General features: G+C 68.9%; 17 protein-coding genes and 4 pseudogenes. 10 read left to right on the top strand and 11 right to left on the bottom strand.

Features of this window, described 5'->3' with window-relative positions:
- From CR938_RS05340 to CR938_RS05330, 3 genes and pseudogenes are all read right to left on the bottom strand, one after another.
- A pseudogene (locus tag CR938_RS05340) lies at positions 1-295 on the bottom strand (IS5/IS1182 family transposase); the annotation flags it as partial.
- Positions 286-573, bottom strand: a pseudogene (locus tag CR938_RS05335) (nitrilase-related carbon-nitrogen hydrolase); the annotation flags it as partial. The pseudogenes CR938_RS05340 and CR938_RS05335, both read right to left, overlap by 10 nt.
- Entirely contained in the window at positions 573-983 is a 411-nt protein-coding gene (locus CR938_RS05330) for a MerR family transcriptional regulator (RefSeq protein WP_123770479.1), read from the bottom strand. The pseudogene CR938_RS05335 and the gene CR938_RS05330, both read right to left, overlap by 1 nt.
- A 70-nt stretch (positions 984-1053) precedes the next feature.
- Between CR938_RS05330 and CR938_RS05325 the strand changes: the two genes are divergently transcribed.
- The 8 genes and pseudogenes from CR938_RS05325 to CR938_RS14945 form a co-directional block, all read left to right on the top strand.
- Entirely contained in the window at positions 1054-3030 is a 1977-nt protein-coding gene (locus CR938_RS05325) for a cytochrome c/FTR1 family iron permease (RefSeq protein ID WP_162124004.1), read from the top strand.
- Positions 3027-4235, top strand: coding sequence for a DUF3703 domain-containing protein (locus tag CR938_RS05320; protein WP_162124003.1), 1209 nt, complete (start codon positions 3027-3029; stop codon positions 4233-4235). The genes CR938_RS05325 and CR938_RS05320 overlap by 4 nt, the downstream gene beginning before the upstream one ends.
- A complete protein-coding gene (locus CR938_RS05315) occupies positions 4232-4849 on the top strand; it encodes a cation diffusion facilitator family transporter (protein ID WP_162124002.1) in 618 nt (205 codons plus the stop codon). The genes CR938_RS05320 and CR938_RS05315 overlap by 4 nt, the downstream gene beginning before the upstream one ends.
- A 29-nt stretch (positions 4850-4878) precedes the next feature.
- A complete protein-coding gene (locus CR938_RS05310) occupies positions 4879-5223 on the top strand; it encodes a hypothetical protein (RefSeq protein WP_123770475.1) in 345 nt (114 codons plus the stop codon).
- 49 nt (positions 5224-5272) lie between these two features.
- Positions 5273-6550 carry a TolC family protein gene (locus CR938_RS05305; protein ID WP_123770929.1) on the top strand — a complete coding sequence of 426 codons (1278 nt, stop codon included), beginning with the start codon at positions 5273-5275 and terminating at the stop codon, positions 6548-6550.
- Entirely contained in the window at positions 6547-7482 is a 936-nt protein-coding gene (locus CR938_RS05300; RefSeq protein ID WP_123770474.1) for an efflux RND transporter periplasmic adaptor subunit, read from the top strand. Before CR938_RS05305 ends, CR938_RS05300 begins: the two co-directional genes overlap by 4 nt.
- A gap of 10 nt (positions 7483-7492) precedes the next feature.
- Positions 7493-10669 (top strand): efflux RND transporter permease subunit, encoded by a 3177-nt coding sequence (locus CR938_RS05295; protein ID WP_162124001.1) that lies wholly within the window; start codon positions 7493-7495, stop codon positions 10667-10669.
- A 74-nt stretch (positions 10670-10743) separates the two neighbouring features.
- Positions 10744-11067, top strand: a pseudogene (locus CR938_RS14945) (SseB family protein); the annotation flags it as partial.
- A gap of 47 nt (positions 11068-11114) precedes the next feature.
- On the opposite strand, the gene CR938_RS05285 reads toward CR938_RS14945, so the two are convergent.
- On the bottom strand, positions 11115-11762 hold the full coding sequence (locus CR938_RS05285) for a carbon starvation CstA family protein (protein ID WP_281350233.1): 648 nt from the start codon (positions 11760-11762) through the stop codon (positions 11115-11117).
- A gap of 25 nt (positions 11763-11787) precedes the next feature.
- Positions 11788-12021, bottom strand: a pseudogene (locus CR938_RS14940) (carbon starvation CstA family protein); the annotation flags it as partial.
- Positions 12022-12207: 186 nt separating this feature from the next.
- On the opposite strand from CR938_RS14940, the gene CR938_RS05280 reads away from it, so the two are divergent.
- The gene (locus tag CR938_RS05280) at positions 12208-14289 is read left to right on the top strand and encodes a carbon starvation CstA family protein (protein ID WP_162123999.1); all 2082 of its coding nucleotides are present in this window, start codon (positions 12208-12210) and stop codon (positions 14287-14289) included.
- A gap of 12 nt (positions 14290-14301) precedes the next feature.
- Positions 14302-14526: a YbdD/YjiX family protein gene (locus CR938_RS05275; RefSeq protein WP_162123998.1), complete on the top strand. Its 225-nt coding sequence runs from the start codon at positions 14302-14304 to the stop codon at positions 14524-14526.
- Between the two features lie 309 nt (positions 14527-14835).
- On the opposite strand, the gene CR938_RS05270 is transcribed toward CR938_RS05275, so the two are convergent.
- The 6 genes from CR938_RS05270 to rfbA all read right to left on the bottom strand — a co-directional run bounded on the left by CR938_RS05270 (position 14836) and on the right by rfbA (position 22769).
- Positions 14836-16095, bottom strand: coding sequence for a DUF819 family protein (locus CR938_RS05270; protein WP_162123997.1), 1260 nt, complete (start codon positions 16093-16095; stop codon positions 14836-14838).
- Between the two features lie 61 nt (positions 16096-16156).
- A complete protein-coding gene (locus CR938_RS05265) occupies positions 16157-18229 on the bottom strand; it encodes a S9 family peptidase (RefSeq protein ID WP_246190986.1) in 2073 nt (690 codons plus the stop codon).
- 108 nt (positions 18230-18337) lie between these two features.
- Positions 18338-20290, bottom strand: coding sequence for an OPT family oligopeptide transporter (locus CR938_RS05260; RefSeq protein WP_162123995.1), 1953 nt, complete (start codon positions 20288-20290; stop codon positions 18338-18340).
- Positions 20291-20416: 126 nt separating this feature from the next.
- Positions 20417-21328, bottom strand: a complete 912-nt coding sequence (rfbD, locus tag CR938_RS05255; RefSeq protein WP_162123994.1) for a dTDP-4-dehydrorhamnose reductase — start codon at positions 21326-21328, stop codon at positions 20417-20419.
- Positions 21325-21882: a dTDP-4-dehydrorhamnose 3,5-epimerase gene (gene rfbC, locus CR938_RS05250; protein WP_162123993.1), complete on the bottom strand. Its 558-nt coding sequence runs from the start codon at positions 21880-21882 to the stop codon at positions 21325-21327. Before rfbC ends, rfbD begins: the two co-directional genes overlap by 4 nt.
- On the bottom strand, positions 21879-22769 hold the full coding sequence (gene rfbA / locus CR938_RS05245; RefSeq protein WP_162123992.1) for a glucose-1-phosphate thymidylyltransferase RfbA: 891 nt from the start codon (positions 22767-22769) through the stop codon (positions 21879-21881). The genes rfbC and rfbA overlap by 4 nt, the downstream gene beginning before the upstream one ends.
- Positions 22770-22778: the final 9 nt, after the last annotated feature.

The following is a 22778-nucleotide window of genomic DNA, read 5'->3' as shown; positions in this document are numbered from 1 at the left end:
TGACACACGCTGCACGCACCAGGCCGCTGCGATGCTCCATGAGCACATGGGCCTGGTAGCTCAGCTGCGCCCCGGTATTGCCCTTGCGGTAAAGCCTGGCGTCCGGATCGCTGGCCGATTCGTGCGTTTCGTTGCGACGCTTCTGACCCTTGAAATCAGGCTGGGCGTTGCGATGCCCACCACCCGGTGGGTCCTTCGGCGTCCCATCCTTGGGACGGAAGCTCTTGTGCGAGGCCCACGCCTGCAGCAGCGTGCCGTCGACCGAGAAATGCTCGTCCGACATCAGGCCCCAGCGTTGTAGACCACGCTTCCCGCCGCCTCTGGCCAACCGACGACCGCGACGATGCCCTGCGTCGAATGCGCAATGGCCCGCACGGCCGTGTCGCACTCCGCGAGGAACTGGGGGCGAAACAGCAGGTCCTCCGGCGAATAGCCGCTGACGCAGAGTTCGGGGAAGACGATCAGGTCAGCCCCGTGTGCGTCGCGCGCCTGCTCGATGAGCGTCTGGATGCGCCTGACGTTGCCGGTGATGTCTCCGACCGGGAAGTCGTACTGGGCCAGGGCGATGCGCATCACGCCGCCTCGCCCGGGGCAGGAGAGTGCTTGAGGGCGTTGAGGATGGCGCACTGGGCCCTAACGCCGCCACCGCAGCTGCGGATGGTGCGCTCCAGCTCGCGCGCCACGCGCTGCAGGTCGCGAATGCGTTCCTGGACGTCGATCAGGTGCTGCTGCGCGAGGCGGGTGACGTCCTCGCACGCCAGGTCGCCGTCCTGGTCCAGCCGCATCAGGCTTCGGATCTCGTCCAGGCTGAAGCCCAGATCCCGACCCCGGGTAATGAAGCGCAGACGTTCCACGTCCTGCTCCGAATACGACCGGTACCCGCTGCCCGTCCGGGTTGGCGACGGCATGAGGCCGATCCGCTCGTAGTACCGGATCGTTTCCAGGTGGCAGCCGCTTGCCTGGGAGGCTTCGCTGATCTTCACGCTCGGATCCCTTGACTCTGTAGTCGCTACGGACTCTACGATACCAGCTCCGTCGAAGCGTGAAAAGTCGATGTCCCCGATTGCCTGGCGCTGCGTACTGTCCGCCCTCCTTGCCGTGGTGGGGCTGGCGTCCGCTTGTTCGGCACGCGCGGCCGACCCGGCGGCCGAGGCGCGGCAGGCATGGCAGCTGCTCGACTACATCGCGGTCGACTACCCCGCGGCGATCCAGAACGGTGAGGTGGTCGACGCGGGCGAATACGCGGAGATGCGGGAGTTCACCGCATCCGTCAGCGCGAAGCTGGCCGCATTACCGCCGGGCGCGGGGCACGCGGCGCGCCTTGCGAAGGCCAAGCAACTGGAAGGGCTGGTGGCCGAGCGCGCTGACGCAGAGCAGATCGCCCGCAGCGCAGGGGCCTTGGCGTCCGAGCTCCTGACCGTCTACAAGATCGAGGCCGCGCCCGCGGCTGTCCCCGATCTGGCGCGGGGCGCGGCCCTGTACGCCCAGCAGTGCACCGCGTGCCATGGCGCGACCGGCCGAGGCGATGGTCCCGCTGCCGCCGGCATGGATCCGCCCCCGATCGCCTTCACCGACGCCGACCGTGCAAAGCACCGCAGCCCGCTGTCGCTCTACCAGGTCATTTCGCAAGGACTGCCGGGCACCGCGATGATGAGCTACGCCCATCTGTCAAACGATGATCGATGGGCCTTGGCCTACTACACCGGCGGACTGGCGTACGACGCGGCGGCCCGGGAACAGGGTGCGGCGATCTGGGCAGACGACGATCAGGTGCGTCGCGTATTTCCCGACCTGGCTGCGTTATCGGGTGCCACTGAAGCTGACCTTTCGAAGACGCTGGGAGCGGACAGGGCGCGCGCGATCATCGCCTATCTGCGTGGTGAGCCGAGTGCCGTGGCCGCCTCCTCGCCAGTCAACAGCAATGCATCTCTAGCGCTGGCCCGTCAGCGCCTGCAGCAGAGCGTTGCGGCCTACCGGTCGGGTGACCGGGGGCAGGCGTCGGCACTGGCCTTGTCCGCGTATCTCGACGGTGTCGAGCCTGTCGAGCCGCAGCTCGGATCGCGGGACCGCAAGCTTCTGCGACAGATCGAGTCCGCCATGGCAACCCTTCGCGCCAGGATCGGCGAGGGCGCACCGACCTCCGCCGTCGAAGCTCAGGCCGCAGCGGTCGGACAGCTGCTGGACCGCAGCGAGTCGGCGCTTGCCGACCGGAGCAATAGCACCACCGCAGCGTTCCTGGGCAGCTTCACCATCCTCTTGCGCGAAGGGGTTGAGGCGCTGTTGATCGTCATCGGCATGATCGCCTTCCTACGCAAGGCCGAGCGCAGGGATGTGCTGCCGTACGTGCATGCCGGATGGATCGGTGCGCTGCTGGCGGGCGGCGTAACGTGGGCTATCGCGACGTATGCAGTCAGCATCAGTGGCGCGGAGCGGGAGGCCACCGAAGGGCTGTCGGCACTGTTCGCGGCGATCGCCCTGCTCAGCGTCGGGATCTGGATGCACCAGAAGAGCATGGCCGGCCGCTGGCAGCAGTACCTGCAGGAAAAGATGTCCGCAGCGCTCACACGTCGTTCCGCGACCTTCCTGTTCGTGCTGTCGTTCGTCGCCGTGTACCGCGAGGTCTTCGAGACCATCCTGTTCTACGCCGCGATGTGGAACGAACAGGACAGCTCCGCGATCCTCGCCGGGCTGGGCTTGGGCCTGGCCGTCCTGGCCGTCATCGCATTCGCGCTGCTGCGACTGGGAACGCGCTTGCCGATCGGCCAGTTCTTCCGCTTCAGCTCGATCCTGATCGCCGTCCTTGCCGTGGTGCTTGTGGGCAAGGGCGTGGCGGCGCTGCAGGAAGCCGGCTGGATCAGCCAGGCCTTGGCTGCCGTGCCACAGATCGAGTGGCTGGGCCTTTACCCGACGTGGCAGTCGATCCTCGCCCAGATCGCCGTCGCGGCGATCGCCGTCCTCGGCTTCGTCGCCAATGCGCGTGGCGCAAAGGCCATGCCTTCCGCGCACGAACGTCCGAGAGGTAATGCATGAGTGCAGCACTTCGCCAGGTGGTGATTCGTTATGGGAGCTATCCCGTGGTCATGCTGCCGGCGGCAGTCGCGGCCGTGGCCGTGGCCAGCAGCGCCCTGCCCGCGTGGCCCGCGCTTGCCTTGATCGCATCCGTTGGTGTCACGGCCGTGGCCTTGCTGGAAAGGCTCTCCCCTTACGAGCCCGAGTGGCAGAGGGACCATGGCGACCTGAATGCTGATGTGGTGCATGGCGTCGTCAACTTCGGTCTGCTTGCGCTGGCCGGCGTGCTTCTCCATGCGCTGCGCCAGTTCCTGCCTATCGACGGCGGGTGGCCCCACCAGTGGCCTGGCGCGATGCAGCTGCTGCTGGCCGGGCTGATTGTGGATGCAGGCCTCTATACGATGCACCGACTGAGCCATCGGTACGCCTGGGCGTGGCGGCTGCATGCGGTACACCACGGTGCCGAACGTCTCTACTGGCTCAACGGCGAGCGGCGTCATCCGCTGAGTGCGTTGCTGATGGCGGGCCCTGGCCTGGCGGTCGCGGTGCTGCTCGGCGCGCCGCCTCACGTGCTGAGTGCATGGCTCGCCCTGCTCAGCGTCCAGCTCGCGTTCCAGCACGCGAACCTCGACTATCGCGTCGGCCCCCTGCGACGTTGGCTTGGGGTGGCCGAAGTGCATCGATGGCATCACAAGCGCGAGTACGAAAATGCCCAGGTGAACTTTGGCGAGTTCTTCATGATCTGGGACCGCTTGTGTGGAACGTACCTGGGCCGACCGGAAGCCCTGCGGGCGGGCGACGTGGGGCTGCGCGAAGAGAAGCTTCCACTCGACCATCGGGGCCAGCTCACCTGGCCATTCCGGCAGCACGCCCGTCATCGCGAAACTGCCGCTGGGATTTTGGCCTTCGCCCAGCACCTGTCGGCAGGGTATTCGGCGCTATACGCAGGTGATTTGAAAGGCGCGTACACGGCGTTCGAGCGGGCCCACGTGCTGGGGCAGACGCACACGATCCGGCACGTCTGCAGTCACATCGCATTCCTGAGATGGGCGATCAGCGCCCGTGACTGGCGCGAGGCGGCCGGTCAGCTCGTTCGAATTCCCGCGTCCTTGCTGTTTACCTGGCTATGGATGCCCCGCGGCAATACCGGTGGTGCACGCGTGGGTGCGCTGCGCTCGATGCCGGTTGCCGATGAACTCCGTCCGTTTCTGGAGCCCCACCGATGAGTGACTGCGGCTGCCACCACGAAGCGAAAAATGCTCAGGAGCGCAAGATCCTGACGATCGCACTCATCCTCAACGCCACGATGGCCGTCGTCGGCGGCATCGCGGGCTGGATCGGTGAATCCACGGGCCTGCTCGCCGATGCGGCCGACATGCTGTCCGACGCAACCGCCTACGCCATTGGACTGGTCGCCATCGGCCGCGCCGCGAGCTTCAAGGCCAATGCCGCCATGCTTAGCGGCGTCGCTCTGCTGCTCCTGGGTCTCGGCGTGCTGTTCGAGGTGGGGCGACGGGTGATCTACGGCGCCGAGCCTGACAGTGGCTGGATGATCGGCACCGCCATCCTTTCCCTCATCGTCAACATGGCGGTCCTTCGCATGCTCGCGCCGCTCAAGTCGGCTGAAGCGCATCTGCGGGCGACCTGGATCTTCACCCGCGCCGACGTGGTCGCCAACGTGGGCGTTATACTCGCGGGCGTGCTGGTGCTGTGGCTGGGGTCACCGTACCCGGACTTTGTGATCGGAACGCTGATCGGCCTCTACGTGGTCAAGGAAGCGGTCGAGATCCTCCGCGAGGCGCGCGAGGCTCGCCACAACGCAGGAGGTACCCCCGAGTGATCCGTTCGAGACGAGTGCCGGCTTTCTGGGTGAGGTGGCTGATGACGGCCGGCCTTGTCCTGGGCCTGCTCGTCCAGCTGGTCATTGGTGCCATGGGCGAGCTGCACGAGCTGATGTCCACCCGGCACGCCGAAGCGATCTCCTCCGGCTCGCTGGATGGACGCTCGAGCCTCGCCGCAGCGACGGACGACTCCGATGCGCTCCAGCTCGTCCACCATATCGCGCATTGCTGCGGTCACATCGCCGCGATGGCGACGGCCGAGATCGCAGTCCCGCAGATGATTCCGGCCCAAGCTGTGCCCCGACTCGATATTGCACAGCCCCCAACGGCTGGGCGATGGCCGGCACCGTTTCGACCCCCGATCGTCAGTTGAGTGCCACCCAGCACCGCCAGACCCTCAACCTGCATTCGGAATTTCCATCATGTCGATTCGACTGGCGGCTCGCGCCGCCTTGTGTGCGGCCGTGCTGGCTGCATCCGCTGCCCATGCGGCGGAAAGTTTGACCCTCGACGACGCGTTCCGCCGTGTCGAGCAGACCCATCCGGAACTCAGGCTCTTTGGCGGACGCCGGGATGTTCTGACGACCGAGCTGGACCGCGCGGCCTTCAAGCCGCCTCTGGTCGTTGGCATCGAAGCCGAGAACGTACTCGGCACCGGCGAGGCCAGCGGCCTGCAGGGCGCCGAGATCACCTTGAGCCTGGCCTCTGTGCTGGAGCGGGGCGGCAAGCTCGACGCCCGCCGCGCGCTGGCGCAGAGCCGCATCGATGTACTTGCGGTGGAGCGTGAAGCCCGTCGCCTGGACCTGCTCGCCGAGGTGGCTCGCCGCTACCTGGCGGTCGTAGCGGCCGAGAAGCGCGCGGAGATCGCGCGCCTGGATATCGCGCAGCGGAAACGCGCGGTGGCCGGCGCTCGGCAACGCCTTCAGGCCGGGGCATCGCCGGAATCGGTCGTGCTGACTGCAGAGGCCGCGCTCGCGCGTGCGGAACTCGATCAGGCGCGCGCGGTGCAGCAGGCACGGGCGGCCCGACAGCATCTGGCGACCCTCTGGGGCGAGCGCGCACCGAGCTTCGACGTCGTGCCCATCAACCCGTTGGCGCTGCCGAAGATCGCCTCGTTCGACGAGCTCGCCTCCTGGCTCGCCAAGACACCCGAGCTTGCCCAGTTCGCCGGCGAGCAGCGCATTCGAGAGGCTCGCCTCCAGCTCGCGCGAACCGCTGCCACTCCCGACCTGGACTGGCAGGTCGGCGTCCGGCGTTTGCAGGCGACCGACGACTTCGGGTTGGTCGTCAGCGTATCGATGCCGCTGGGCACCAAGGTGAGGGCGCAGCCGGAAATTCGGGCTGCGGAAGCGGAGCTGGCACTGCTCGGCCTCGAGCGCGAGGTCAAGAGCCTGTCGCTGTATTCCACCCTCGCCGAAGCGCATGGACGGTTTCTCACCGCACAGCTCGAAGTGCGCCGCTTGGGGAGCGACGTGATCCCGAGGCTCTCGCGCGCCGAGGCGGCTGCCGAGCGCGCCTACCGCGCAGGCGCGGCGAGCTATCTGGAGTGGGCGCAGCTGCAAGCCGAGCGCACGGCCGCCCTCCGCGACCAACTCGAAGCTGCACTCGAGGCCCACTCGGCACTGCTCGAGATCCAGCGCCTGACCGGGCAGCCGTTCGTTTCGGCCGGCCCGTCCATTGAACAAGGAGACACCCCGTGAAACTTCATTGGATTGCAGCCCTGTCGTTGGCCGCGCTGCTGGCAGCATGCAACGCGTCATCTCCGACGGGAGGCGAGGCGGGCGAGGAAGGTGAGGAGGGCGAGCACGGCGAGCTGCCGACGAGCACCAAGATCGGCACGCAGGCCGCTGCGGCGGCGGGCGTGCGCGTGAGCCCTGCCGGGCCGGGCGAGATCTCGGACGACCATGAAGTGCAGGGGCTCCTGACCCCGGTCGACGGAGCAATCGCGCGGGTCATGGCGCGCTTCCCCGGACTGGTGCGCGCGCTACACGCCAACGTCGGCGACCAGGTCCGCGCCGGCCAGCCGCTGGCGACGATCGAGAGCAACCTGAGCCTGACCACCTACACGGTCACTGCCCCCATCTCGGGTGTGGTGTTGTCCCGCGATGCATCGGTGGGGACTGTGGCAGGCGAGGGTGCGGCCCTGTACGAGATCGCGAATCTCTCGGACCTGTGGGTCGACCTGCATGTCTTCGGGCGCGACGCCCAGCGTCTGCGCGTCGGCAGCCCGGTCATCGTGACGCGCATGAGCGATGGGGTCACCTCTGAGACCCAGATCGAACGGATCCTGCCCAGCACGGCGACAGCGAGTCAGAGCACGGTCGCCCGCGCGCGCCTGCGCAACCTGGACGGCCTCTGGCGTCCAGGGTCGGCAGTCAAGGCTCGCGTAATCGTGGACCAGGCGCGCGCCAATCTCGTCGTGCCACTCAGTGCACTGCAGACGTCCAACGGCGAGGAGGTCGTCTATGTGCAGAAGGGCGAGACCTACCACAGGCGACCGGTGAAAACGGGGCGGCGCGACGCCGACACCGTGGAGATCCTGGCCGGGTTGAAGCCCGGCGAGCAGGTCGTCGTCCAGCAGAGCTACCTGATCAAGGCGGACATGGAAAAGTCCACCGCCGAAGAGCATTAGGGCCGCCACCATGCTCGAGAAAATCATCCGATTCGCGATCACGCATCGGTGGCTGATGCTGCTCCTGACTCTCGCCCTCGTGGGGCTTGGCGTCTGGAGCTTCACGAAGCTGCCGATCGACGTCACTCCGGACGTGACCAACGTCCAGGTCCAGATCAACACGCAGGCAGAAGGTTACTCACCGCTCGAGACCGAGCAACGCATTACGTTTCCTATCGAGACGGCACTCGCGGGCCTGCCGGGGCTCGACTACACGCGATCGCTGTCGCGCTATGGGCTTTCGCAGGTCACGGTCGTGTTCAAGGACGGTACCGACATCTTCTTTGCCCGCCAGCAGGTGGCCGAGCGACTCCAGCAGGTGCGTTCGCAGCTGCCCGGGGGGATGGAACCCGAGATGGGCCCCATCGCAACGGGCATGGGCGAGATCTTCATGTACACCGTGGAGGCCGATGCCAAGGCGCTGAAGAAAGACGGCACGCCCTACACCACGACTGACCTTCGAACGCTGCAGGACTGGGTCATCCGCCCGCAGCTGCGCAACACACCCGGGGTCGCCGAAGTCAACACGATCGGTGGGTATGAGCGCCAGATCCACATCACCCCGGACCCGGCCCAGCTGGTCGCGCTCAATCTGACGCTGCGGGACGTCGTTTCGGCGATCTCGGCCAACAACCAGAACGTGGGCGCCGGCTACATCGAGCGCAACGGCCAGCAGTTCCTCGTCCGCGTGCCCGGGCAGGTCGGGGACCTCGATGCCATCCGCAGCATCGTGCTCGACCGGCGCGGTGGCGTCCCGATCCGGGTAGGCGATATCGCCACGGTGGCCGAGGGGCGCGAGCTGCGCTCGGGCGCCGCGACCCAGAACGGGCACGAGGTGGTCCTCGGCACCGTCGTGATGCTGGTCGGCGCCAACAGCCGCGAGGTCTCGCAGGCGGTGGGTGCCCGTCTGGAGGCGGCCAATGCCAGCCTGCCGGAGGGCGTGCGCGCCGAGCCGGTCTACGACCGCACGGCCCTGGTCGACCGCACCATCCATACGGTCTCCAAGAACCTGATCGAAGGTGCGTTGCTCGTCGTCGTCGTGCTGTTCCTGCTGCTCGGCAACATCCGGGCGGCCCTGATCACCGCAGCTGTCATCCCGCTGGCGATGCTGTTCACCATCATGGGAATGGTGCGGGGCGGCGTGTCGGGCAACCTCATGAGCCTGGGCGCGCTGGATTTCGGCCTCATTGTCGATGGCGCGGTGATCATCATCGAGAACTGCCTGCGCCGGTTCGGGGAGATGCAGCACAGCCTCGGCCGGAAGATGACCGACGAGGAACGCTTTGATGTCACGGCCTCCGCCACGGCGGAGGTGATCCGGCCGAGTCTGTTTGGCCTCGGCATCATCGGAGCGGTGTACCTGCCGATCTTTGCCTTGAGCGGGATCGAGGGGAAGCTCTTCCATCCGATGGCGATCACGGTGGTCCTCGCGCTGACCGGCGCGATGATCCTGTCGCTCACCTTCGTTCCCGCCGCGATCGCCGTCTTCCTGAATGGCAAGGTCGAGGAAAAGGAGAACCGGCTCGTGGCCTGGGTCCGGCGCCGCTATGAGCCGATCCTGGCGTGGGCACTCCGACGCCGTATGGCGGTGATGGCCGGCGCGGCCGCGCTGGTGGTGCTCTCGGGCCTGCTGGCGACCCGCCTGGGCTCGGAGTTCATCCCGAACCTGGACGAGGGGGACATCGTCATCCAGCCCATCCGCATCCCCGGCACCAGCCTGACGCAGGCGATCGGAATGCAGGAATCGCTGGAGCGAACGCTGGCCGGCTTTCCGGAGGTCAAGCGCGTCTTCTCCAAACTTGGCACCGCGGAAGTGGCGAGCGACCCCATGCCGCCGTCCATAGGCGATACATTCGTGATCCTCAAGCCGCGTGAGGAATGGCCGGACCCGCGAAAGCCCAAGCAGGAGCTCATAGAAGAGCTGGAAGAGGCGCTCGAGGCGATCCCCGGCAGCAACTACGAGATCAGCCAGCCCATTCAGCTGCGGACGAACGAGCTCATCTCGGGCGTGCGCGCCGATGTGGCGGTCAAGATCTATGGCGATGATCTCGAGCAACTGGTTCGCACGGGTGCGCAGATCCAGCAGGTGCTCGCCTCGATTGATGGCGCCGCCGACGTGAGGGCCGAACAAGTCACAGGCCTTCCGCTGCTGACAGTGACGCCCGATCGCGCTGCGCTGGCGCGCTACGGGCTCAACCCGGGGGATGTGCAGGAGACCGTGGCGACGGCCATTGGCGGCGAGGTCGCCGGTCACCTCTTCGAGGGCGATCGTCGCTTCGAAATCGTCGTTCGCCTGCCCGAGGAGCTGCGCCAGGATCCGGCCGCGCTGCTCGATCTGCCGATCCCGCTTCGCGAGGCCGAGCCGGACGAGTCCGCACTGGATGCGCGCTGGGCTGCCGGCACCCCCAAGACCGTGCCATTGCGTGAGGTTGCACAGATCGACACCAAGCCCGGACCGAACCAGATCAATCGCGAGAACGGAAAGCGACGGATCGTGGTGACGGCCAACGTGCGTGACCGGGACCTCGGCAGCTTCGTCAAGGAGCTGCAGGAACGCGTCCGTGCCGACGTCAAGCTGCCCACGGGCTACTGGGTGGACTACGGCGGCACGTTCGAGCAGCTGATCTCGGCCAGCCGCCGGCTGGCAATCGTCGTTCCCGTGACCTTGGTGATCATCTTCGGCCTGCTGTTCATGGCGTTTGGATCAGCGAAGGACGCGGCGATCGTGTTCAGCGGAGTGCCGCTCGCGCTCACGGGCGGCGTCGTCGCGTTGGCGCTGCGTGGCATCCCGCTTTCGATCTCGGCGGGGGTGGGCTTCATCGCACTGTCGGGCGTGGCCGTACTCAACGGCCTGGTTATGATCGCGTTCATCCGCAAGCTGCGGGAGCAGGGCGATCCGCTGGACAACGCAATCTTAAACGGTGCGATCGGTCGCCTGCGGCCCGTCCTGATGACAGCTCTCGTGGCCTCGCTCGGGTTCGTGCCCATGGCCCTGAATGTCGGGGCCGGCTCGGAGGTTCAACGTCCACTCGCCACCGTCGTGATCGGCGGGATCGTGTCGTCAACCCTCCTGACGCTCATCGTGCTGCCAGCGCTCTATCGCTGGCTGCATCGCGACGGCGACATTCGCGGAGTTCCAGCGAGCTAGTCTGAACCCTTCGACATCCGGCGGGCTTTAGCCCGCCGGGTGCATGCAGGGTCGGCCTGCGTAATACTTAGGGCATGACGACCCCTGAGCAGCTGGCGCGCCTGCAGGCGCGAGCGATCGAGAATCCCATGGAGGAGCCTGCGTTCTTCCAGGCGCTGCTCACGGCCGTCCTGTACGTCCACCTCCCGCTCTCGGACGACAGCGGAAAAGTGCGACTGATCTGCTTCACGCGGCCGGACGGAATCACTGTGATTCCGGTCTTCAGCGACGACGTCAAAGCACATGCCGCAGCACGAGGCGCGGCAAGGGTAGTCGCCGTGGTGGGACGAGAACTCTTCGAGTCAGCACCGGGCGCCACATGGATGCTGGACCCCAATGACGTGAGTTGCACGCTCTATCCAGAAGAGATCGTGGCGCTGCTCCGCAGTGGCTGCGTGCCGATCGTTCAGCGGCACGACGCTGGCGATCCGACTGTCGTCAGAGCAATCGACGGCGTACCTTCCGGCAGCGCGTCGTTGAAGGCCAGCGCGACGATGGTCGGCGAGGCCAGCAGCACCGCCAGGTAGAGGATGCCCAGGCCGACGAACAGCTGCAGGCCGTTGATGTAGTCGCGCGGCTGCAGCAGCACCCACACCGGCAGGATCGAGGCGATGCCCGCGTACAGGAACAGCAGCACGATCCAGGCCGAGCGCGGACTCATGCCGAGGACGGGATCGGGCAGCACGACCGGGTAGCTGTTGCCGACCAGGACCAGGGCGTACAGCACGATCACGCCGCCGATCGAGGGCCACAGCAGGCCCACCTTCCAGCGGTAGATCAGCTGGCCGATCACCAGCGCCACCAGGATCGCGCCCCACACCGGGATCACCGATGTCGGCGTGGACACCAGCAGATTGGCGATCACCACCGCGAAGGCCGCGTTGACCATCAGCAGCAGCAGGAAGATCACCACCAGGAACAGGTTGCGCCCGCGGCGGCCGATGTAGCTGCCACTGAGCATGCCCATCGACTGCCCCCTGTTGCGCACGCTCGCCCACAGCGCGCCGAAGTCGTGCACGCCGGCGAAGAACACCGTGCCCAGCGTCACCCACAGGAACGCTGGCCCCCCAGCCCCAGATCATCGCGATCGCCGGTCCGACGATAGGCGCCGCGCCGGCCACCGAGGTGAAGTGGTGCCCCCAGAGCACGAAGCGGTTGGTGGGCACGTAGTCCACGCCGTCGCGCATGGTGTGGGCCGGGGTCGGATAGTCGGCCTCCAGCCGGTAGATCTTCTCGGCGATGAACTTCGAGTAGAACAGGTAGCCCAGCATCATCGCGCCGAGCCCGAGCAACAGCAGGACGATCGCATTCATGGGGGATGCTCCCTGTCTGGCCGGCATGAGGCTAACCCGTACCCGGCGCGCCTGCGCAAGCGGTGCCTGCTGCATCGCAGCAGCCGCGACGGACACGACCAAAGTCGCAGGCCTGCCGCACGGCCCGGCGATTGACCCGGCCGCCGCGGAGGACGATTCTTGATCATCCCCCGTCGGAGATCCTCCATGAAGGCATTGTCCAAGGCCGCGTGGGCGGCGCTGGCGCTGCTGGGCGCGTTCTGCCTCGGCACGCTGGCGCTGCGCCGCGGCGAACACGTCAACGCGCTGTGGATCGTGGTGGCCGCCGTGTCCATCTACCTGGTGGCCTACCGCTACTACGCGCTGTTCATCGCCAACAAGGTGATGCGCCTGGATCCGACCCGGGCCACGCCCGCGGTGGTGCACAACGACGGCCTGGACTACGTGCCCACCCACCGCCACGTGCTGTTCGGCCACCACTTCGCGGCCATCGCCGGTGCCGGCCCGCTGGTCGGCCCGGTGCTGGCCGCGCAGATGGGCTACCTGCCCGGCCTGCTGTGGCTCGTGGCCGGCGTGGTCCTGGCCGGCGCGGTGCAGGACTTCATGGTCCTGTTCATCTCCAGCCGCCGGGACGGCCGCTCGCTGGGCGAGCTGGTGCGCGAGGAGATGGGCCCGGTGCCCGGCACCATCGCCCTGTTCGGCGCTTTCCTGATCATGATCATCATCCTGGCGGTGCTGGCCATGGTGGTGGTCAAGGCGCTGGCCGAGAGCCCCTGGGGCATGTTCACCGTCATCGCCACCATGCCCATCGCCATCCTGATGGGCCTGTACATGCGCTACGTCCGTCCCGGCCGCATCGGCGAGATCTCCGTGGCCGGCCTGGTGCTGCTGCTGGTGGCGATCTGGCTGGGCGGCAGGGTCGCCGCCGACCCGGTGTGGGGCCCGGCCTTCACCTTCAGCGCCACGCAGATCACCTGGATGCTGATCGGCTACGGCTTCGTGGCCTCGGTGCTGCCGGTGTGGCTGCTGCTGGCGCCCCGCGATTACCTGTCCACCTTCCTCAAGATCGGCACCATCCTCGCCCTGGCCATCGGCATCCTGATCGTGATGCCCGACCTGCGCATGCCGGCGCTGACCCGGTTCGCCGCCAGCGGCGACGGCCCGGTGTGGAAGGGCGGCATCTTCCCGTTCCTGTTCATCACCATCGCCTGCGGCGCGGTGTCCGGCTTCCACGCCCTGATCAGCTCCGGCACCACGCCCAAGCTGCTGGCCAACGAGTCGCACATGCGCTACATCGGCTACGGCGGCATGCTGATGGAGTCATTCGTGGCGGTGATGGCGCTGGTCGCGGCCAGCATCATCGAGCCGGGCGTGTACTTCGCCATGAACAGCCCGGCCGGGCTGGTCGGCAGCGACACCGCCTCGGTCGCGGCCACCATCAGCCACTGGGGCTTCAGCATCTCTCCCGACGTGCTGGAGGCCACCGCGCGCGACATCGGCGAAAGCACCATCCTCGCCCGCGCCGGCGGCGCGCCGACCCTGGCGGTGGGCATCGCCCAGATCCTGCACTCGCTGCTGCCCGGCGAGGACACCATGGCGTTCTGGTACCACTTCGCCATCCTGTTCGAGGCGCTGTTCATCCTCACGGCGGTGGACGCCGGCACCCGCGCCGGCCGCTTCATGCTGCAGGACCTGCTGGGCACCTTCGTGCCGGCGCTGCGCCGTACCGAGTCGTGGGCGGCCAACATCATCGCCACCGCCGGCTGCGTGGCGCTCTGGGGCTACCTGCTCTACACCGGCGTGGTGGACCCGTTCGGCGGCATCCAGACCCTGTGGCCGCTGTTCGGCATTTCCAACCAGATGCTTGCCGGCATCGCCCTGATGCTGGGCACCGTGGTGCTGTTCAAGCTCAAGCGCGACCGCTACGCCTGGGTCACCGCGCTGCCGGCCGCCTGGCTGCTGGTGTGCACCACCGCCGCGGGCCTGATCAAGATCTTCGACGGCAACCCGGCGCAGGGCTTTCTGGCCCAGGCGCGCAAGTTCCAGGACGGCATCGCCGCCGGCCAGTTGCTGGCCCCGGCCAGGACCATGGACCAGATGCACCAGGTCGTGACCAACGCCTACGTCAACACCGGCCTGACCGTACTGTTCCTGCTGGTGGTGTTCGCCATCCTGGTCTACTCGGTGCGCTCCATCCTGGCCGCCCGTGCGCGCCCGGAGCGCAGTGACTGCGAGACGCCGTACGTGCCCCTGACCCCGGAGCAGCAGGCGGCGCAGGCCGGCCTGTAGGGAGGCGACGCCATGGGTACCGCCCTCGTTCCCGCGCAGTACTACACCACCCACCGGCGCGTGTGGCGCCGGCTGGTGCAGGCCGCCCGCCTGTGCTGCGGCATCCCCGACTACGACAACTACGTCCGGCACATGCTGGAAAAGCACCCGGACCAGGAACCGATGGACTACCCGACCTTCTTCCGCGAGCGCCAGGCGGCGCGCTACGGCGGCAGGTCGGGGTTCCGCTGCTGCTGAGGCCACCTCCCGGTCGCGGCGGGTGCGCCGGCGCCGAAGTGCCTGGGGCACGGGGCATGTCCAGGGCCGGCACCAGAGGCGTGGCGTTGAATGCCGCCCCGGACGGGTCGCCGCGTACGCGGCTCCTACAGGAGGTGGTCCGCTGGCCTCCGGTCGCGGCGGGGGCGCCGGCGCCGAAGGCGTCTGGCGCATGCCAGCGTGCCCGCGGCAGGCACCGAAGCACCCCGTCTGGACGTCGGCCCCGGCCGGCCGGGGCACCACGTACGCGCTCCGGCAGCGGCGTTTCCTTCGGGCTGCGGCTGCGGCGGCCTACTGCCCCGCCATCACCCTCAGGATCTGGCCGAGCCAGTAGGCGATCACCGTGCCGGTGGCGTAACCCACCGTGCCCAGCAGCCCGCCCACCGGGGCGAGGGTGGGATGGAAGGCCGCGGCCACCACCGGTGCCGAAGCCGCGGCGCCGATGTTGCCCTGCGAGCCGATGGCGAAATAGAACAGCGGCGCGCGCACCAGTCTGGCCGCGCCCCACAGCACCAGCACGTGCACGGCCATCCACACCACGCCCAGGGCCAGCAGGCCCGGGCGCTCGGCCAGGCGGGTGAAGTCCATCTGCATGCCGATGCTGGCGATCAGGAAGTACAGGCAGGCGCTGCCGACCTTGGCCATGCCCGCGTTCTCCAGCCGGCGCGCCGGGGTGAAGCTCAGCGCCAGGCCGGCGAAGGTGGCCAGCAGCACCACCCAGACGAAGGCCGAGTCCAGGCTGTACTGGCCGGCATTGGGCACGTGCGCGGCGAACCAGGCGGCCACCGGGGCGGACACGGCGTGTGCCGCGCCGACGATGCCGAAGCCGATGCCCAGGATCACCATCAGGTCGGTCAGGGTCGGAATGCGCGCGTTGGCCGCCTCGTAGGCCTCCAGGCGCGCCTTCATCTCGTCGATGGCGCTGGTGTCGGCGCCGCTGCGCGCGTCGATGCTGGCCGCGCGCCCGGCCAGGAACAGCAGCACGGCCATCCAGGTGTTGGCGATGGCCACGTCCACCACCGCGAACTGGCCGAACAGGGTGGCGTCCACCTGGTACACCTCGCGGATGGCCACCATGTTGGCGCCGCCGCCGATCCAGCTGCCGGCCAGTGCGGCCATGCCCTTCCACACCTCGCCGGCCACCACCGAGGGCATGAACCACTTGAACAGCTGGAAGGCCACGATCGCGCCCAGGAACAGGCCGAAGGTGCCCGCGCAGAACACGAACAGCAGGCGCGGACCCAGCTTCAGCACGCCCTTCAGGTCGATGGTCATGGTCAGCAGGACCAGGGCCACCGGCAGCAGCACGCGGCTGCCGATGGGGTTGTAGACCGCGCCCTGGGTGCCGTCGATCAGGCCGACCGTGTTGTAGATGGCAGGAACGAAGTAGCACAGCAGCAGCGCCGGCACCCAGGCGAAGAACTTCCTCCAGAATGGTGTCGGGCCGCTGGCCAGCCAGAAGATCAGGCCCAGCGTGGCGGCGATCAGGCCGAAGACGACGATGTCGTTCTGGATCAGCGCGGTGGACGGGGCGGCGGCTTCGATCGCCATCTGGTCACTCCTGCGGAACCTCGAAAGGCGATAGCCGGCGGATGCCGGCCATCGGGGGGGATCACTGGCCGATGTGCTTCTTCAACCAGGCGTTGACGGTGTCGTGCCAGAGCACGCTGTTGGCCGGCTTGAGCACCCAGTGGTTCTCGTCCGGGAAGTACAGCAGCTGCGACTCGATGCCGCGGCGCTGCAGCGCGGTGAAGGTGGACAGGCCCTGGTCCACCGGCACGCGGTAGTCCTTCTCGCCCTGCACCACCAGCATCGGCACGCGCCACTTGGCCACGTGGTTGACCGGGTTGAACTTCTCGAAATTCTCCGGCTTGTCGTACGGGGTGCCGCCGTTCTCCCACTCGGTGAACCACAGCTCCTCGGTCACGTAGCCCATCGACCGGGTGTCGAACACGCCGTCGTGGTTGACCAGGCACTTCCACGGCTCGTTCCAGTTGCCGGCGATCCAGTTGATCATGTAGCCGCCGTAGCTGGCGCCCAGCGCGCAGGCGCGCTCGCCGTCCAGGAACGGGTACTTCTGCTGCGCCGCCTCCCAGCCCTTCTGCAGGTCGACCAGCGGCTTGCCGCCCCAGTCGCCGCTGATGGAGTCGGTGAAGGCCTGGCCGTAGCCGGTGGAACCGTGGAAGTCGATCATCACCACGGCGTAGCCCTGGCCGGCGTAGGTCTGCGGGTTCCAGCGGTAGCTCCAGCTGTTGCCGAAGCTGCCCTGCGGGCCGCCGTGGATCAGGAAGGCCACCGGGTAGCGCTTGCCCTCCTCGTAGTTCCACGGCTTGACCACGTAGCCGTACACGGTCTCGTCGTTCCAGCCCTTGAAGCTGAACTGCTCGAACTGGCCGAAGGCCACCTCCGGCAGCACCTCGCCGGCGCTGGGGGTGAGCGCGCGCTCGGCCTGCGGGTTGGACAGCGACGCCACGAACACCTGGTCGCCGCTGTGCAGGCTGTTGCGGGTGAACACCAGGGTGTCGCCGGCGATGGCGAAGGACGAGATGCTGCCGCCGCCCACGACCTTCTCCACCTTGCCGGTGGCGATGTCCACGGCGAACAGCGGGTGCTCGCCCATGTCCTGGGCGGTGGTGTAGATCGTGCGGCCGTCGGCCGACAGGACGATGCCGTCGGCGCTGCGGTCCCAGTCCGGGGCGATCTCGCGGGTGGCGCCGGTGGCCAGGTCCAGCTCCATCAGGGCGAAGCGGTCGGCCTCGAAACCCGGGCGCTTCATCGCCCGGTAGTACAGCTTGCTGCCGTCGGCGTTGAACACCGGGCCGGTGTCCCAGGCCGGGTTGGAGACGGTGAGGTTCTCCACCGCCTGGGCGCCGGCGCGGTAGCGGAACAGGTCGAAGTTGGTGGACCACGGCTCCTGGCGGTCGGCCGGGCGCATGGCGAAGACGATGGACCGGCCATCCGGCGACCAGGTGTACTCGTCGTCGCCACCGAACGGCCTGGACGGCACGTTGCCCGGCGCCGGCGCGCCCGCCGGCACGCTCGCCAGCGTGGGCGCGGCCTGCTCCTTGCCGGTGGCCACCGGGGCGATGAACAGCTGGTTGAGGCGGCCGTCCTCCCAGGTGTCCCAGTGGCGCACGAACAGCTTGTCGTAGAGCACGCCACTGGCGCGGGACTGCTTGCGCCCGTCCAGGCGCTTGACCGTGCAGTCCAGGTCCGCGCCGCAGTCGGGGAACACCTCCATGCTCACCGCCAGGCGGCTGCCGTCGGGCGAGAGCTTGAAGCTGCCCACGTCCAGCGGATAGCGGGTCACCTGCTGCGGGGTACCACCGGTGGCGGGCATCCGGTACACCTGCTGGGTGCCGGACCTGGCGCTGAGGAAGTATACCCACTGGCCGTCCGGCGAGAACGCCGGCGCGCTGACATTCCAGCCCTCCGGGCTGATCCGCACCGGCGGGCGGAGGTCGCGGGTGCGCAGGTCGCGCATCCACAGGCCGGTGCTGGTCCTGGCGAAGTCCTCGGTGATCTCGCGCTTGACGAACACCACCCGCGCGCCGTCCGGGGACAGCACCGGGGAGGAAACGCGGTCCAGCCTGTGCAGGTCGCGGACGTCGAAGCCGCGGGCGGCTTCGACGTCGCCGGCCGCGGCGGCGCCGAGCAGGCCGGCCAGGGCCAGGGCGAGGGGCATGCGTGCGGACATCCGGAACTCCTTGGTGTGAGGCGGTCCCGGATGCTAGGCGGCGCCGCCGGGCCGGCGCAACGGCGGAAGGTCACGGCCTTCCGCCGGAGGCGGCGCTCAGGCCGCCTGCTCCCCGCGCTTGCCGGTGCGGTACAGCAGCCAGCCGACCAGGGCCAGCACCGCCAGGCCGACCCACTGGCCGGCGGCCCCCAGGTCCACCGGCAGGGCCAGCACCTCGGCGTCCTGGGCGATCACGATCGGCAGGGCGATGCCGATGCCCATCAGCGCCTCGCCGGTGATCAGGCCGGCGGAGAACAGCACGCCCGGACGGTGCACGCGGTCCAGCGCGGCATGGTCGTCCGGGGACACCTGGTGGAAGCGTTCGACCAGGTGCGCCAGCAGGCCGCCGAGGAAGATCGGCACCATCAGCTCCAGCGGCAGGTAGATGCCGATGGCCGCGGCCAGCACCGGCACGCGGAAGCGCTTGCCGGTCTTCTTCAGCCAGCCGTCGATGGCGATGACCACCGCGCCGATCACGCCGCCGATGGCGATCATGGTCCACGGCAGCTCGCCGCCGAACAGGCCCTTGGCCACCGAGGCCATCAGGTTGGCCTGCGGCGCCGGCAGGGTCTTGGAGCCGATGCCGTAGGCCTCCTGCAGCAGGTTCAGCACCGGGGCCATGATCAGCGCGCAGGAGAAGGCGCCGATGCCCAGCATCAGCTGCTGCTTCCACGGGGTGGCGCCGACCAGGTAGCCGGTCTTCAGGTCCTGCAGGTTGTCGCCACCCACGGCGGCGGCGCAGCACACCACCGCGCCGATCATGATCGCCGCCACCGCGCCCAGCGGCGCGCCGCCGACCTGGTTCTGGCCGTCGGCGCCCAGCAGCACCAGCAGCACCACCGAGGCGAACAGGATGGTGGCGATGGTGATGCCCGAGACCGGGTTGTTGGACGAGCCCACCAGGCCGGCCAGGTAGCCGGACACCGACACGAACAGGAAGCCGGCCACGATCATGATCAGGGTCATGGCCAGGCTGGCCACCCAGAAGCCGACGATGGCGTGGTACAGCAGCCACAGCGGCACGACGAAGGCCACCAGCGCCACCAGCATCCACTTCATCGGCAGGTCGCGGTCGGTCTCGGCGATGGCCGCGCCCTGCGCCGCGCCCTTGCGCGCGGCGGCCAGGCCGCTCCTGATGCCGGCCACCAGCGACTTGCGCAGCGAGAACAGGGTCCACACGCCGCCGACCAGCATGGCGCCCACGCCCAGGAAGCGGATCTTGGCCGACCAGATGGCGAAGGCCGCGTCGGTGGCCGAGGCGCCGGCAACCGAGGCGGCCAGGGCCGGGTCGCTGTCCAGGAACGCGGCGTGGTACAGCGGGATGGCGATGTGCCAGGACAGGATGGCGCCGGACAGCACCACGATGCCCACGTTCAGGCCGACGATGTAGCCCACGCCCAGCAGCGCCGGCGACAGGCCGGTGCCGAGGTAGCCGATGATCCGGTTGTTGGCGAAGTAGCCGGCCACCGCCCAGCTGTCCGGGATCAGGCGCAGGCCGTTGGCCGCGGCCAGCTTGACCACGCCACCGATGGCCGCCGACAGGCCCAGGATCTTCAGGCCCGGGCCGGGGTTCTCGCCGGCCTTGAGCACCTCGGCCGCGGCCTTGCCCTCGGGGAAAGGCAGCGGATCCTCGACGATCATCGTGCGCCGCAGCGGCACCGAGAACAGCACGCCCAGCAGGCCGCCCAGGCCGGCGATGCCCAGCACCCACCAGTAGTCGAAGTCGGGCCAGTAGCCCATCAGCACCAGCGCCGGGATGGTGAAGATCACGCCGGCGGCGATGGAGGAACCGGCCGAGGCACCGGTCTGGACGATGTTGTTCTCCAGGATGGTGCCGCCGCCGAGCAGGCGCAGCACGCCCATGGAGACGACCGCCGCCGGGATGGCGGTGGCCACGGTCAGGCCCGCGAACAGGCCGAGGTAGGCGTTGGCCGCCGACAGCACCACCGCCAGGACGATGGCGAGGACGACGGCGCGGAAGGTCAACTGGGGCGTGGCTGGACCGGCCATGCATGGTTCCCTGCGGATGCGAAGGCCGACACGCTATCGGGCCGGGGGCGGCAAGTCCAGTGACGGAGGGCCCGCCCGCGCCCGCGGGCAGGCCCGGACGGCCCGTCCCGCGCGGGAACGGGCGGCTCAGCCGGCCCGGGCCAGCTCCGTGACCACGCCGCGCAGGCCCTCGCGCCAGTCCGGCAGTTCCACGCCGAAGTCGCGCCGCAGGCGGGTGGTGTCCAGGCACGAATAGGCCGGGCGGCGGGTCCGGGTCGGGTACCCGGCGGTGGTGATCGGCAGCACACGCGGGGCGCGCGGCAGCAGGCCGGCGGCCACCGCTTCGGCGAAGATCGCCTCGGCGAAACCGTGCCAGCTGGTCTGCCCGGCCGCCACCAGGTGCCACAGGCCGGCCACCGCGGGCCCGGCCAGGGCACGGCGCAGGGCCACGGCGGGGACGTCGGCGATCAGCGCGGCCGGGGTCGGCGTGCCGACCTGGTCGGCCACCACCCGCAGCTCCTCGCGCTCGGCGCCCAGGCGCAGCATGGTGCGCAGGAAGTTGTGCCCGTGCGCGGCGTAGACCCAGGCGGTGCGGAACCCCAGCGGCCGCCCGCCGGCGGCCAGCGCCGCCTCCTCGCCGGCGCGCTTGCTGGCGCCGTACGCGCCCAGCGGCGCGGTCGGATCGTCCTCCCGGTACGGGCGCGTGCCGCGGCCGTCGAACACGTAGTCGGTGGAATAGTGCACCAGCGGGATGCCGGCCCCGGCGCAGGCACGGGCCAGCACGCCGGGGGCCTGCGCGTTGATCCGCCAGGCCACGTCCGGTTCGTCCTCGGCCTGGTCCACCGCGGTGTAGGCGGCGGCATTGACCACCGTGTCGGGGGTGGTGTCACGCACCAGCCGCGCCAGCCCGTCCGGATCGCCCAGGTCGGCGACCGCGCAGGCGGTGCCGTCGTCCAGGCGGCCGTCGCGGGTGGCCGGCAGCACCTGGCCCAGCTCGGCCAGACTGCGCCGCAGTTCGCGGCCGACCTGGCCGTTGGCGCCGACGACCAGCAGCCTCATGCCGGGTACACCGGCAGCCGCTCGGCCGGGATCTGCTCCAGGAACGGCGCGTTGGCGTCCTTGTCCGACAGCAGCGGCGCGGCCTCGGGCCAGTCCACCGCCAGGGCGGCGTCGTTCCAGCGCACGCCGGCGTCGGCGGCCTTGTCGTAGGGGGCGGTGCAGAGGTAGCTGAACAGTGCGCGCTCGGACAGCACCAGGAAGCCGTGGGCGAAGCCCTCCGGGATCCAGAAGTGTCGCTTGTTCGCGGCGGTGAGCACCACCGCGGTCCAGCGTCCGAAGTGCGGCGAGCCGCGGCGGATGTCCACCGCCACGTCGTACACCTCGCCCTCCAGCACGCTGACCAGCTTGCCCTGCGGGTTGGGCCACTGGTAGTGCAGGCCGCGCAGCACGCCGCGCGTGGACGAGGACACATTGCTCTGCACGAAGCGGTCCGGCAGGCCGTGGGCGCGGAAGCGCTCGGCGTTCCAGGCCTCGTAGAAGAAGCCGCGGGCGTCGCCGTACACGGCCGGCTCGATCACCACGCACCCGGGCAGATCCGTCTCGATCACCTTCATCTCACCACCCTGCCGCGCTTGGCCAGGTTCATCAGGTAGCGGCCGTACTCGTTCTTGGCCAGCGGCGCGGCCAGCTTCTCCAGCTGTGCCGCGTCGATCCAGCCGTTGCCGTAGGCGATCTCCTCCGGGCAGCACACCTGCAGGCCCTGGCGGTCCTGGATGGCCTGGATGAAGTTGGAGGCGTCGTGCAGCGACTGGTGGGTCCCGGTGTCCAGCCAGGCGTAGCCGCGGCCCAGCTGCTCCAGGTACAGCGCGCCCTCCTCCAGGTAGCGCCGGTTGAGGTCGGTGATCTCCAGCTCGCCGCGCGCCGAGGGCTTGAGCTCGGCGGCGAAGTCGCTGGCCCGGCCGTCGTAGAAGTACAGGCCGGTGACCGCGTAGTTGGAGCGCGGCTGCGCCGGCTTCTCCTCGATGCCGACCACCCGCCCCTGGGCGTCGAATTCGGCCACACCGTAGCGCTCCGGATCGCGCACCCAGTAGCCGAACACGGTGGCCCCGTCCTGGCGCGCGTCGGCGCGGCGCAGCAGGTCGGTCAGGCCGTGGCCGTAGAAGATGTTGTCGCCCAGCACCAGGCAGCTGGGCTTGCCGCCGACGAAATCGCGGCCGATCAGGTAGGCCTGGGCCAGCCCGTCGGGGCTGGGCTGCACCGCGTACCGGATGTCGATGCCCCACTGCGAACCGTCGCCCAGCAGGGCCTGGAACAGGGCCTGTTCGTGCGGGGTGTTGATGACCAGCACCTCGCGGATGCCCGCCAGCATCAGCACGCTGAGCGGGTAGTAGATCATCGGCTTGTCGTACACGGGCAGCAGCTGCTTGCTGACCCCGCGCGTGATCGGGTACAGGCGGGTACCGGAACCGCCGGCCAGGATGATGCCCTTGCGTTGCGTCATGGAATCCTC

The organism is Pseudoxanthomonas taiwanensis, assembly GCF_010093135.1.
GTDB lineage: Bacteria > Pseudomonadota > Gammaproteobacteria > Xanthomonadales > Xanthomonadaceae > Pseudoxanthomonas > Pseudoxanthomonas taiwanensis.
Note: the sequence above shows the minus strand (reverse complement) of the source record. Positions and strands in the feature narration are given on the sequence as shown.